Raw genomic sequence first — 13,679 nt, 5'->3', positions numbered from 1 at the left:
TGGTTTTTGTATGGATGAAAAAATTCAAGATATTTATTTGACTAACAAAAAAATGCGTAAAAAATGGCAGGCTTTTTTAGAAGAACGTGGAATAAAAAACTTTGCTGAAAATGAAGTAAATCTAATTCAACAAACAATTGGTATTTTTAATGAGCAAGATGAACTTATAGCAACTGGTTCTCTTGCAGGAAATGTCATAAAATATGTGGCTGTTTGCGATGTTATATCAGAAACTAAAGGAGCAAGATTTAACAAAATAATTTCTGAATTAGAAAATAGGCTGAGCCAAGTGGAGTGTTTTCATTATTTTGTCTATACAAAACCAATGTATCAAAAAAGCTTTGAACATGTTGGATTTAAGTTATTGGCAGCTACATCTTTAGGAATATTGATGGAAAAAGGTACTCCCAATATTACTGATTATATTGCAAGTATTCCGCATTTTCCTATAAAAAAGAGAATTGCAAGCATCGTAATGAACGCTAATCCTTTTACTAAAGGACATCGCTTTTTAGTAGAGAAAGCAGCAAGTGAAAATGATTATGTATACGTATTTGTTGTTAATCAAGATGCCTCTCTTTTTAAAACCAATGAGAGAATTGAGTTAATAAAGAGAGGAACAGCAGATTTAAAAAATGTTGTTGTAGTAAATGGCGGTGATTATATGGTTAGTTATGTGAGTTTTGCATCATATTTTATTAAAAATACTGATCAAATAATTAAATATCAAACGATGCTTGATGCAAAGATTTTTAAAAATAATATTATTAAGCCGTTGGGAATAACGAGCCGTTACCTAGGCAGTGAACCATTTTCGCATACAACTAGTTTATATAATGATGCATTAAAAAAGGAGCTTGGAAATGATATTCAAGTAATAATAGTTCCGCGAAAAAAAATAAGCGGTGTAACAGTGTCTGCTACAAAAGTTAGGGAAGCAATTGCAACAGGAAACTTTGGTGAGTTTACAGACTATGTTCCCAAAACAACAGCGGATTATATTATTCAGAATATGGAAAATATACAATTACGAATAAGAGAAAGGGCAGAGAACTAATGGAAATTAAAAAAAGTGCAATTGCAGGCACATTAGAGTCTTCAGATGTACAAATAATGTTAAGTACGGGTAAAAACGGGTTTGAATTCGAATTGGAATCAGATGTAGCTAAGCAATTTGGCGATCAAATAAAAGAGACAATTGTAAATGTTTTAAAAAAATACAAGATAGAAAATGCTGAGATACGTGTGATTGATAAAGGTGCGTTAGATATGGTGATAAAAGCACGTGCTATCACTGCTGCTCAAAGAGCTTTAGATATAGTTGATACGCCTCAATGGGAGGTGCTCTAATGATGAAACAAAAAGAACGGTTACGTAGAACAATGATGTTTGTACCTGGAAATAATCCAGCAATGGTAAAAGATGCAGGAATTTTTGGTGCTGATTCAATAATGTTCGATTTAGAAGATGCAGTATCGATGTCGGAAAAAGATGCAGCGCGATATCTAGTATATGAAGCATTACAAACGGTGGATTATGGTGATGCTGAACTAGTTGTTAGAATTAATGGTTTGGATACACCATATTATGAAAATGATATTAAAGCAATGGTTAAAGCTGGAATAGATGTTATTAGATTACCTAAGGTTGAATCAGCAGAAATGATGCAACAATTAGAAGTTCTTGTTGAGAAAGCAGAAAAAAGTTTTGGTCGTGAAGTGGGTTCAACGAATTTAATGGCAGCTATAGAATCTGCTAAAGGAGTAGTTAATGCTTTTGAAATAGCAACTTCATCAAAAAGAATGATTGGTATTGCATTATCGGCTGAGGATTATACAACAGATATGAAAACACATCGCTATTCTGATGGTCAAGAGTTGCTGTATGCAAGAAACGTTATTTTACATGCAGCTCGAGCAGCTGGGATTGCCGCGTTTGATACTGTATTTACTAATATGGATGATGAAGAAGGCTTCTATCGTGAAACAGAATTGATTCATCAATTAGGCTTTGATGGTAAGTCTTTAGTAAATCCACGCCAAATTGAAATGGTAAACAAAGTATATGAACCAACGAAAAAAGAAATTTTGAATGCACAAGGTGTTATTGCAGCAATTGAAGATGCTAAGCGAAAAGGTTCAGGTGTCATATCAATGAATGGTCAAATGGTTGATCGTCCTGTTGTTTTACGCGCACAAAGAGTAATGAGACTTGCAATTGCAGCAAATCTAATTGATGAGGAGGGAAATGAAATTGAAGAATAATGTAGGACGTGAGATTCCTGACGAAATTTTAAAAGAAAAAGGCTATCAAAGTTTTCAAACTGTTGATTTTGGCAATTCAGTTATTCAAAGAGATGCGCCTAAAGTTCATGCTACAACAGAAAATAATAAAGTAGTTGATTCCTTACAGGATGTAGTTTTAAAAACGGTTAAGGACGGTATGACTATTTCATTTCATCATCATTTTAGAGAAGGAGATTATGTCTTTAATAAAGTAATGCGCCTTATCATCGATTATGGGTTTAAGAATTTGACATTGGCTCCGTCATCATTAACAAATGTTATGAATGAAATTGTAGTTGAAGCAATTGGTAAAGGTGTTGTAACAAACATTACTTCTTCAGGAATGCGAGGCACGCTTGGAGATGCAATTTCGCATGGCGCATTAAAAAATCCAGTTATTTTTAGATCACATGGTGGACGTGCACGAGCAATTGAATCAGGGAAAATAAAAATTGATGTTGCCTTTTTGGGTGTTCCGAATTCAGATGCAATGGGAAATGCTAATGGAATGGATGGTAAAACAGCATTTGGCTCATTAGGATATGCTTTAATGGATGCAAAATATGCTGAGAAAGTGGTTTTAGTAACAGACAATATTAAGCCTTATCCAAATACTCCAGCATCTATTAAGCAAACCCAAGTTGATTATGTGGTCAAAGTTGATGCAGTTGGAGATCCTGATAAAATAGGTTCAGGGGCAACTCGCTTTACAAAGGATCCTAAGGAATTAAAAATTGCTAAAACAGTGAATGAAGTAATAACACATTCTCCATATTTTAAAGAAGGATTTTCTTTCCAGACAGGTTCTGGTGGGGCAGCACTTGCTGTAACACGGTTTTTACGCCAATCAATGATAGCTAATCAGATTAAAGCTTCATTCGCATTGGGAGGTATTACGAAACCAACAATTGATTTACTTGAAGAAGGATTAGTTCAAAAAGTAATGGATGTGCAAGACTTTGATGAAGGCGCAGCTATTTCAATGCATAAAAATAAAAACCAACAAGAAATTGATGCTTCATGGTATGCCGACCCTGCAAATAAGGGGGCGATGGTTGATGCATTAGATGTTGTTATTTTATCAGCTTTAGAAGTGGATACGCAGTTTAATGTTAATGTTATATCTGGATCAGATGGTGTTATTAGAGGTGCAATTGGTGGTCACCAAGATGCAGCAACGGCAAAATTAACAATTATTTCTGCCCCATTGGTACGTGGCCGAATAGCAACAGTAGTTCCTAATGTAACAACAGTTGTGACACCAGGTGATTCTGTTGATGTAGTGGTAACTGAAATTGGTATCGCAATTAATCCTAAACGAAAAGATTTATTAAAACTATTGACTAAGATTCCTGGTGTTCCTGTTTTGACGATAGAAGAGATGCAGAAAAAAGCACAAGAAAAAGTGGGAATTCCTAAGCAATTAGAATTTACAAATCGAGTAGTTGCATTAGTAGAGTATCGTGATGGTTCGTTAATTGATGTTATTAATGAAGTCAAAGAATAAATAGAATACTAAGCCACGATGTAAAAGAATATTTTATGTTGCGGCTTTGTATTTTTATCTGTATGATTTTTGATATAGGAAAGAAGGATAGGTAATTGGAAATTTTTTCGAATGGTCGTGTTGTTAGCTTAGATGAGGTGTTACAAAACAAAGAGTGGAGACAAAATTATCAAGAAACGATTGAAACAAAGTATCCGAATAAGGTAGTACTTGGTATAAAGTTAAATATCCCAGGGCCAATCAAAACGAATGCTTCTTTGAAAAAAGTATTTGAATTAGGCTGGAATAAAATTATTAACTCTTTGAAAGACAAAAAGTTAGAAATTTTCTTTTTTAATCTTTTTTTGGATAAAATAACAGGACCTGAAGGGGTAGTAGTAGTTTCAGGAGATATTATTCCTGTGAAAAAAGAGATGATTACTTTTGAAAGCAACTTTTTATTGGGAAGGCTTTTTGATATTGATGTAATGTCAAAAACGGATAAGAATTATCAGCTTTCACGAACGCAATTAGGGTTTGAAGCACGTAAATGTTTGATTTGTGAACAAGATGCTAAAATTTGTGCAAAAACACAAAAACATACTTTAGCAGAGATATATCGTGAAATTGAAAAATTAATAGAAAAATATATGAAGCAAGATATTAAAAATGTGAAAATAAAGACAGTAGATGCGGCGCTTGCTGCACTTTTATATGAAGTAACAGTAAATCCAAAACCAGGATTGGTTGATCCTATAAGTAATGGCTCCCATTTAGATATGGATGTTTTTACTTTTATCGATAGTAGCCAAGCTTTGAGACCGTATTTTAGCGCTGCGTATGATTTAGCAGTGAATTTCAAGGAAAAAGATTTAACGCAATTATTTAATGAATTGCGAAAATTAGGAATGATAGCGGAAAAAGATATGTATGCTGCAACTAATGGAATAAATACACACAAAGGAGCAATTTTTTCTTTGGGCATTTTTTTAACAGCAGTAGCTTATCTAAAGAAACAACAGAATTATAGTATAATGGCACTTCAACAAACTATTAAAAAAATGTTATCTGAATTATTAGAAGACGACTTTAAAAGTATAAACATGAAGAATAATGGAGAGTTAACAGCAGGTGAACAGCAATTTTTGAAATATAAAACGCGTGGAATACGTGGTGAGGCAGTAGATGGATATCCTGTGGTTTTTAATTATGGATTGTCATATTTAAAAGCTTCAACAGGAAGTCTTAATCAGAGACTATTGGACACATTTATGTATATAGCGGAGCATACGAGTGATTCAAATTTAATAAAACGAGCACATTCTGTTGCAATTTTAACTGAAATGAAGAATTTTACGGCGCACTATTTTAAACTAGGTGGAAGTAAGACAAAAGAAGGAATCGAATATTTGTATAAACTTGATAAGTTGTTTATTGAAAGAAATTTAAGTTTAGGTGGATCTGCAGATTTACTTATTTTAACAATTTTTGTTGCTAAAATTGAAGGCGTAATTTGATGGAATTTAGAACTAGTGATTTAATTAAATTAACATATACAGATGATGGTGTAGGTGAGCCAGTAATTCTTTTGAGCGGATATTCAGGCATTAAAGAAGAATGGGAGAAACAAAAAAGCGAATTATTAAGAAACAACTATCGAGTTATAACACTTGATTGGAGAAATCATGGCGAGTCAATGAGAACAAGTAAAAACTTGCGAATATATAGATTAGCTGCAGATGTTTCTGAGTTACTTACTAGCTTAGAAATACAACAGGCTATTTTTATCGGACATTCAATGGGGGCAAGTGCTATTTGGGCATATGTGTCTTTATTTGGTGAAAAACATATAAAGAAAATAATTACAATTGATCAATCACCCAAACTTATTAATGATGAGAATTGGAAATATGGAATAAAAAATGTTTATTGGGATAACTTTTGGCTTAATGTTCCTCAAACGATGCGAATGCATATGAATAAAATACCTTTGGATGTAGATTTTGTTAATATGTTAAAGCAAAAAAGAGCAGATAATATTTTTGATTTTGAACTTAATGCACCATTGCTAGCTAACCATATGGAACAAGATTGGCGTGATGTAATCACTAATATTAAGGAACCACAATTATTCATTGCTGGAGAAGGTTCTCCATTATGGTCATATGAGTATGCTAACTATTGTAAAAAAATAGCGTATTATGGCTATAATGAGGTTTTAAGTAAGGCTGGACATTTAGTACATATGGAAAAGTCGGATGAATTTAATAGAATAATGTTAAAATTTCTCGAATTATAGAGATTCTATACTAAAAATAGTTGTTCTGTTGACAGGACAACTATTTTTAGTATGGTTTTCTACTAGCTTATTTCAAAGTATAATGACAAAAATTTATATTTTAAATCTAAATGATGAACTAATTTTAACAATATGATGTATAATAAATAAAAGTAAAATTTTTAACACTTATAGATAGCTAAAGATTTATTTATAAATTTGAAGAGAATGTAATGTGATGTCTGCAGTATGCTGATGGTACATGAAGTAAAAAAATAGAAGTTTGGAGGATTTCAGATACAAATGGACAAAAGAAGTATTAAAACGCAGGCCAAAGTTGAAAAAGCAATGCTTGATTTGATGCAAAAACAAAACTTTTCTGATATCTCTATTACTGATATTGCAAATCACGCAGAAATATCACGCATGGCTTTTTATAGAAACTATAAAAGTAAAGAGGATATTTTAAATAAATTTATTCAAGAAGAATATAATAATTTTGTTAAGGATATTTCGCGACAGAGTTTAAGCAAGTTGGATCAACTACTGAAAGTTTATTTTAATTACTTCAAAAGTAATCCACATGTTTTATCTGCAATTGTTAATGCAGCGATAGAGGGTTTTGCTTTGGAAAAGCAGAATAACTATTTAATAGATTTTTTTAAAAGTAAAATAAATGATGAACAGCCATCACGCTATGAAGTGGCATATTACTCCGGCGCTATTTTTTCAACATTATTGTATTGGCGCAATACCAACTATCAACTTTCAGTTGAAGAAATTGCAACTAGATTAGCAACAAAAATTGAAAAAGATCTGCAAAGAAATATTAACTTAAAAAAAAGTGAGTAGCTATGATTAACTAGCTGAGTTTATTATAGATAGCATTAAAAATGGAATAATGGTTAATTGGTAACATAACGTAAGCGATGTTACTAAAAAAACCATTATTCCACTTTTATTTTGTCAAGTAATTATAGTCCATGACCTGAGGTTTGGGTTTCACGAATATATACTGGATCTTCATCCGTTATAGTTGAAGATTTGTCACAGCATGCAGGCTCATGGTGATGGCAACAATGATTTTTATTGCAACCATGTTTTTGATGCTTTAACATTGAGCCAATGCTATTACCTACTGCAGCACCTGCAATAAAAGCTAATGGGATTATGGGTAAGTTATTTTTTTTCATGGAATATTCCTCCTAGATTAAGTGCTCATCTCTAAAGATTTCTTCTAAATAAGTACCTTTAATTTTCTTCAAAAAGGCTTCAAGTCCTATTTGTTCAACTTTATTTAATGGTAGTTCTTCTAAACTTTTTTTATCGTTTAAGTAGTAAATAGAGCTTAGGATAGTTCGAATATCATATGATGATGCAAAAACTTCAGGGACACCACGATCAATATCTAATAATTGATAAACAGCTTCCATAGCAGTTCTAACTGAGTATTCAGTCGTAAAAACAGTATCTTTTTTAGTTTCAGCAAAGTTACCAATAAAAGCAAGATTTTGAGAACCCTCAGGGACAACTAAAGGCCGATCCCCTGTTTTTCTTGGCATGAAATAAGAAGTAATATATGGCATATGAATAGGAATTGAATTTGCATCTTTAGCAATATCAGCGATTTGATCTTCTGGAACACCAATATGATAAAGAAATTCTTCGCATAATTCTTGTCCATTGCAATCTGTAATTTTCTTTTGAATGTAATTTCCAGGTTGATCAGAGAATAAACCGTAAAGCCAGACAATTAATTCATTTGGGTTTTGTTGTTTAAAGTGTGGTTGACGACTGATTGAAATACCTAAAAGCCAATTTGAGTCTTTAATTGATACAGGACCACTAGTAACAATTGAGCCACTATGTGGATCTTTGCCGGTAATTTTTTTGATATAAGGAACAATACGGTTATCAGTAAAGGTACATGTAGCTGAAATTACCCAATTTGCTTCAGGAATATTTTTGTAGAATTTAGCAGGATGACCAAATGACGGATCTTGTTCAGCTAATTTTTCCCAAAGTTGCCAACTTGCTCCGATTGCATGTTCTGTTGGGGCTGGATGATTGTTATCACCATAAGTTGTGCTTTCTGTGATGGAGCCGTTTGTAACAAAAACAAAGTCATCAGGAGTAAGGGATAAGGTTTCCTTTTCGCCAGCAACAGTCATATCTAACTCAGTCGCAATTTTTTGCCCAGCAGTACGATTAACAATAACATTATTAACTATTGTGTCGTATTGAAACTGAACTCCCTTGTCTTCAAGGTATTTAACCATAGGTTTAACCAAAGATTCGTATTGATTATATTTAGTGAATTTTAGAGCGGACATGTTTTGCAATGTGCCAACATGGTGAACAAAACGTAATAAATAGCGTCGCATTTCTATTGCGCTAGCCCATGGCTCAAAAGCAAACATTGTGGACCAATATAGCCAAAAATTTGATTTGAAGAATTCGCTTCCAAAAACTTCGTTAATTTTAATATCTCCTAGTTTTTCTTCAGAGGTTAAAACTAATTTAGCAATTTCTTCAACTGCTTTTCTTGAAAGCGTTAGTTGACCATCAGTTGCAATTTTTTGCCCACGATTTTCAATGGCGCGTGTTTTTGAGTAACTAGGGTCTTTTTTATTGAGCCAATAAAACTCGTCAAGAACTGAAACATCAGGGTTTTCTAGAGTTGGAATAGAACGGAATAAGTCCCATAAAGTTTCAAAATGGGGTTCCATTTCACGACCACCACGAATAATATAACCACGTTGCTCGTTTAAAATACCATCCATACTACCGCCCGGAAGCTTTAATTCTTCTAGGATGTGAATTTGATTACCGGGAACTTGACCATCACGAATTAAAAAGACAGCAGCTGCCAGTCCGGCTAATCCAGAACCAACGATGTAAGCAGATTTTTTGTCTGCATTTGCTGGCTTTTTAGGATGAGCAAAAGCTTCATAATTACCACTACTATAATACATGAGAATCCCTCCTTAATGGGAAAAACAAACGCTGTTAGTTACACCTGTAACTAAACTGAGTATAGGCTCAAATCGAAGATTTTTCAATATAAATTAACAATAAAAAGTTAAAAATTTACTATATTAAATTAAATATTCATAATTATTACTGAATTATAGATAGTAAGCCATTAGAAACACAGTTATCAATGAGATCAACGATAATTTCAGCAGAAATTTGTTCTTGCTTTAAAGCCCATGAAATAGTGGTGAGTGCTGATACAGCAAATAATTCGGAAAAGTAATCAATTTTATAAGTAGGAGCACTAGACTTTAGAAGCACTTGTTGCTTAATAATCTTTTTGATGCGTTCTTTAAATTCTGCAACAAAATTGAAGTTTTTGGCTTGAAATGAAAGTAAAAGTTTCATTTCAGAAGAGTGGGTAAGAAATAATTCGACACCCTTTAAAGTAGAAAGATCATTAATTTTAGTTTTATCAATAAAAGAAGTTGATAATGAGTCAAGAATGTCAGCTACGATTAAAAAGAAGGCTTCGCGAGCTAAATCATTTTTACTGTCAAAAAATTGATAAAAATATGTTCTAGTTAGGTGCGCTTCTTGCATGATTTGGGTAATCGAAATTTGTTCATAATCATTATTTTTAATTAAAGTTAAAAAGGCTTGAATAATTTTATTTTCTTGCATTAATTTTCCCTCATTCAAAATAGACAGATGACCTAAAATGTCTACTGGTTTTTTCTCTGTAATATTATAATACAGCTATCAAATTGTATAGGAGTGAGCAAAGTGGAAAAATTAGCAGAAATTTTAGGAACAAAATATCCGATTATTGGTGGACCGATGGCATGGACCTCAATGTCAGGTTTGGTCAGTGAAATTTCAAATTCTGGGGCTTTAGGTGTTTTAGGTGTAGGATTTGCACCAACAGAGGTTATTGAAAATGAAATTAAATTAACAAAAATGAAAACAGATAAACCTTTTGCTATAAATGTCACAATTAGTCGAGAAGCGGATGATAATTTAAACAGAATAACAGCGATTGCCCGAGAATATAAATTGAAATTCATTTATGCAGATAATTTTGAAGGACTCAACGAAAAATTAACACAGAAATGGTTTAATATATGGCATGAAGCTGGAATAAAGATTTTAGCAAAGATAGCAACGAGTAAAGAAGCAATTGTAGCAGATAGATGTGGTGCTGATGTAATTATTGCTAAAGGACGCGAAGGCGGTGGACATATGACCCAAGTTGGGACATTAGCATTGGTGCCTGAAGTAGTTGATGTAGTTACAAACGCTGCTGTAGTGGCATCTGGTGGTATTGCTGATGGTAGAGGTTATGCAGCAGCTCGAATTCTGGGTGCAAGTGGGATTGAGATGGGAACAGTCTTTTTAGCAGCCAATGAAGGTGAAGTGCATGAAAATGTAAAACAAGCGGTTATTCAGGCAGTTGCAGAAGATTTAGTAATGACAGGTTACTCTATGCAAGCACCATGTTGGCAAATAAAAAATCAGCTATCAGATGAGATTAATCAAATTGAGAGACAATTATCTCCGCAACAAGCAGCCTTGAAAGTTAGTAAATTAGCAAGTGGTTCACTAAAAATTGCTTCTGAAACAGGTGACGTTGAAAAGAGAGGGGCAGTTATGCCAGGACAAATTGTTTCGTTAGTAACAGAAAAGCAAGCAGTAGCAAAGATTATTGAAAATATCTATATAAATGGTACAAAGAAGTTAATTTAAGCAGCTAGAATTGTAAGAGATTATTAGTATTTTAGTGAAATTAAAAACATACAAGAATCAAAAGTGAAGCTTTATAAATTATTAATATACCTAATGAGTTATTTAATTAAATTCAAAGATTAATTATTTTTATGCGAATGGAGATTGATCCCTTTTAAGTAATATTTAAGACCATTTTGATTGTTTTCCTTTCGATAAACCAAATGAGTTGCATAGTATTGCTGAACTTTGTTTTTAAACAATGGAATTGTTTTGATATGATCCTCAAATGCTAGAAGTTTGTAAACAGTATTAGGGTATAATGCAATTCCTTCATTAAGTGCGATTGATAATTGTAATTGTTCAAGTGTTTGTACTCGAACAAAAGAGTTATAACTTTTGTTAGTATCCATTATTCTTTGTATATAACTTTGTTCCTTTAGAGAGTCATCAAGTGCCCAATAAATGATTTTTTGATTACATAAATCGGAAATATCTAAATGTTTTAGGTTGCTAAGAGGGTTAAGTTTATTAATTGCGAAGTTAATCGAATTTTTTTCTAAAATGCAATCTTCAAGTTCTTTTTCAAATTTATTATGAATGTTGTAATTTGTTATATAGGCACAGTCTAGGTAACCCTGTGATAGATCAGATAATAAATGGCCCACACTTTCTTCAGAGAATGTAATGTCTAATTTCGGCATATTGTGAGAAGTATAAGTTAAGATATTCTTGATTATTGAGTTTAGGTCAAAAGCAGTTGGATAGCCAATGCGTAATCTATTATTATTAGCACTGGCAATTTTTTTTAATTCTATAATATTTAAATTTAATTTGTTGACAATTTCTTGAGCCATATTTACGAAAATGTATCCAGCATCAGTTAAAACAATTTTATTATGACTTCTATAAAAAAGTTTAACTCCCAGTTCAATTTCAAGACGTTCCATTTGTTTGGATACGGTTCTTTGAGATATAAAATTTTTATCAGCAACTTTTTGAAAGCTTCCAGCTTTTGCTGTATCTATAAAATTAAGTAGTTGTTCTGTTTCCATACGAATGACTCCTTCGTTTAGAATAATATGTTATTTATTAATACATTATAGCTATCGTTTTGAAGTAGTTAGTGCTAAAAATTGATTGTGAAATTAAATTCTATATTTAGATAATAAAGGTAGACGATGAGAATAGTATTTGATATGTTTTTAAAGTTTAGCAACGTACTATCATGAATATTTTGGTGAATACCCGCAATTAAATTTCGGCAGGAGCATATATGTATCATACTACAATATAAAAAATACAGCTATAATAAGTTTGTGAACATTTTTACTTTTTGTATAAATTGTTTCCTTGTAAAGAAAAACCTATGTTTTTAAATAATTATATATTACTGGGAGTGATTTTGATGACAGATATTTATAATTTTGATGTTGTTGTGGCGGGTTCTGGTGGTACTGGATTGTCAGCGGCACATACAGCAGCGCAAAATGGATTAAAAGTATTAGTTATAGAAAAATTAAATCAAATTGGAGGAAATACACGAATTTCGAGTGGCTTTTTTGCAATTGATACAATTGAACAAAGGAAGCAAGGAATACAACTAAGTTATGATGAAGCAGTTAAGCAATTGATGGAATATAGTCATTATTTAAATAATGGCTCTTTGGTTAAGCAAGTAGTAAAGAATGCGAAACCGACACTTGAAGAAATTAAAAAGATGGGCATGAAAATTAAACTTAATCCGGTAACTGAGACAACACAATTTGCGCATCGAAATAATCTATATGCTGGTGGTTCTTATCATATGTATGAAGATAAACCAGAAAGTTATAAGAATATACAAGATTATATGGAAAAAGAAGGAGTTGAGTTTTGGTTTGATACTTCCTTTGAAAAATTGTTACATGATGAAAATGGTACAATAATCGGCGCCCAAGTAACTAATAATATAGGGGAAATAATTAAAATAAAGGCGAAAGCAACTATTATTGCTACTGGTGGTTTTGGAGGCAACAAAGATAAAGTAGCTCAAGTCATGAAAACAACAAACTTAAGGACACTAGGGGTTCCAAATATGGGTGAGGGATTAGATGCTATGGAAGAGGCCGGTGCAGTAGATATTGATGGTACTGCTTTAATACATGCAGCACAGTTAGCAAAATCTGCAGTTTCTAAAGAATCCAATAAGCAACATTTAGCAGGCTTTTCAAATTCACCAATAACCAGATTGTTGTTGACACCTTTACTATGGGTTAATGATTTTGGAACTAGATTTACTAATGAAGATGTTGTATATGACACTGTTAAGTGGGCAAATGCAGGTTGGTCAGTGGGAGGTAAATATTTTTTAATTGTGGATTCGAGTACATTGAAGGATTATGATATCAAACCACAATTAGAAGTTTCAAAAGCTGGTCCAGGAGCATCAACGGATAAGGGTGACTTTATTAAATTAGCAGATTTAGCAGTTGAACAAAAAACAGCATTCAAAGGAAATTCTATTGAAGAATTAGCTGAAAAAACAGGAATGAAAAAATCAACTTTATGTAAAACAGTAGAAAACTATAATAAGATAATTGAACAAAATGAAGATACTGAATTTTCAAAATCAAAAGATTCATTAGTCTATGACATTAAGAATGGTCCATTCTATGCATTTATTGCACAGGTCGCGTATTTAGGTACAATTGGTGGAGTAAGAACTGATAGTCATATGCGAGTTCTAGATAAGAATTTAAATATCATTAGAGGTTTGTATACTGGTGGAGCAAATGCAGGTGGTTATTATGAAGGACATAGTTATCCGGCATATGAAGGATTAGCATCAGGATTTGCTTGGACTTCTGGACGATTGGCTGGATTAGCTGCTGTTAAAGATATTCAAAATAAAGAATAGCTACTGTTGCATCAAATCGTATTTAAATTA

General features: G+C 32.5%; 13 protein-coding genes. 9 read left to right on the top strand and 4 right to left on the bottom strand.

The features are described from left to right. Nucleotides 1–10 precede the first annotated feature (10 nt). The 7 genes from citC to LB941_RS04460 all read left to right on the top strand — a co-directional run bounded on the left by citC (nucleotide 11) and on the right by LB941_RS04460 (nucleotide 6,901). Nucleotides 11–1,057 (top strand): [citrate (pro-3S)-lyase] ligase, encoded by a 1,047-nt coding sequence (gene citC, locus LB941_RS04490; protein WP_341869221.1) that lies wholly within the window; start codon nucleotides 11–13, stop codon nucleotides 1,055–1,057. After that, the gene (citD, locus tag LB941_RS04485; RefSeq protein WP_253359831.1) at nucleotides 1,057–1,350 is read left to right on the top strand and encodes a citrate lyase acyl carrier protein; all 294 of its coding nucleotides are present in this window, start codon (nucleotides 1,057–1,059) and stop codon (nucleotides 1,348–1,350) included. The genes citC and citD overlap by 1 nt, the downstream gene beginning before the upstream one ends. 2 nt (nucleotides 1,351–1,352) lie before the next feature. Beyond that, nucleotides 1,353–2,264: a citrate (pro-3S)-lyase subunit beta gene (gene citE / locus LB941_RS04480; protein WP_253359895.1), complete on the top strand. Its 912-nt coding sequence runs from the start codon at nucleotides 1,353–1,355 to the stop codon at nucleotides 2,262–2,264. Next, a complete protein-coding gene (gene citF, locus LB941_RS04475; protein WP_253359829.1) occupies nucleotides 2,254–3,792 on the top strand; it encodes a citrate lyase subunit alpha in 1,539 nt (512 codons plus the stop codon). The genes citE and citF overlap by 11 nt, the downstream gene beginning before the upstream one ends. A 95-nt stretch (nucleotides 3,793–3,887) precedes the next feature. Beyond that, on the top strand, nucleotides 3,888–5,288 hold the full coding sequence (gene citG / locus LB941_RS04470) for a triphosphoribosyl-dephospho-CoA synthase CitG (RefSeq protein WP_253359826.1): 1,401 nt from the start codon (nucleotides 3,888–3,890) through the stop codon (nucleotides 5,286–5,288). Then, nucleotides 5,288–6,070 carry an alpha/beta fold hydrolase gene (locus LB941_RS04465; protein WP_253359824.1) on the top strand — a complete coding sequence of 261 codons (783 nt, stop codon included), beginning with the start codon at nucleotides 5,288–5,290 and terminating at the stop codon, nucleotides 6,068–6,070. The genes citG and LB941_RS04465 overlap by 1 nt, the downstream gene beginning before the upstream one ends. A 282-nt stretch (nucleotides 6,071–6,352) precedes the next feature. Then, a complete protein-coding gene (locus LB941_RS04460) occupies nucleotides 6,353–6,901 on the top strand; it encodes a TetR/AcrR family transcriptional regulator (protein WP_253359823.1) in 549 nt (182 codons plus the stop codon). Nucleotides 6,902–7,023: 122 nt separating this feature from the next. Here LB941_RS04460 and LB941_RS04455 read toward each other — a convergent pair whose 3' ends face one another. The 3 genes from LB941_RS04455 to LB941_RS04445 all read right to left on the bottom strand — a co-directional run bounded on the left by LB941_RS04455 (nucleotide 7,024) and on the right by LB941_RS04445 (nucleotide 9,709). Continuing rightward, entirely contained in the window at nucleotides 7,024–7,242 is a 219-nt protein-coding gene (locus LB941_RS04455; protein ID WP_253359822.1) for a hypothetical protein, read from the bottom strand. Between the two features lie 12 nt (nucleotides 7,243–7,254). Further along, complete coding sequence (locus LB941_RS04450; RefSeq protein WP_253359821.1) at nucleotides 7,255–9,024, bottom strand: oleate hydratase; 1,770 nt, start codon at nucleotides 9,022–9,024, stop codon at nucleotides 7,255–7,257. 145 nt (nucleotides 9,025–9,169) lie between these two features. Next, nucleotides 9,170–9,709: a TetR/AcrR family transcriptional regulator gene (locus tag LB941_RS04445; RefSeq protein WP_253359820.1), complete on the bottom strand. Its 540-nt coding sequence runs from the start codon at nucleotides 9,707–9,709 to the stop codon at nucleotides 9,170–9,172. A 102-nt stretch (nucleotides 9,710–9,811) separates the two neighbouring features. On the opposite strand from LB941_RS04445, the gene LB941_RS04440 reads away from it, so the two are divergent. After that, on the top strand, nucleotides 9,812–10,771 hold the full coding sequence (locus tag LB941_RS04440) for an NAD(P)H-dependent flavin oxidoreductase (protein ID WP_253359819.1): 960 nt from the start codon (nucleotides 9,812–9,814) through the stop codon (nucleotides 10,769–10,771). A gap of 119 nt (nucleotides 10,772–10,890) precedes the next feature. Here the strand turns inward: LB941_RS04440 and LB941_RS04435 are convergent, their stop codons facing one another. After that, the gene (locus tag LB941_RS04435) at nucleotides 10,891–11,805 is read right to left on the bottom strand and encodes a LysR family transcriptional regulator (RefSeq protein WP_253359818.1); all 915 of its coding nucleotides are present in this window, start codon (nucleotides 11,803–11,805) and stop codon (nucleotides 10,891–10,893) included. Between the two features lie 353 nt (nucleotides 11,806–12,158). Here LB941_RS04435 and LB941_RS04430 point away from each other — a divergent pair, with 353 nt between their 5' ends. Then, nucleotides 12,159–13,649, top strand: coding sequence for an FAD-dependent oxidoreductase (locus LB941_RS04430; RefSeq protein ID WP_253359815.1), 1,491 nt, complete (start codon nucleotides 12,159–12,161; stop codon nucleotides 13,647–13,649). Nucleotides 13,650–13,679 lie beyond the last annotated feature (30 nt).

It is taken from the genome of Ligilactobacillus ubinensis, assembly GCF_024160875.1.
Classification (GTDB): Bacteria; Bacillota; Bacilli; order Lactobacillales; family Lactobacillaceae; genus Ligilactobacillus; species Ligilactobacillus ubinensis.
This window is presented reverse-complemented; position numbering and strand designations above follow the sequence as displayed.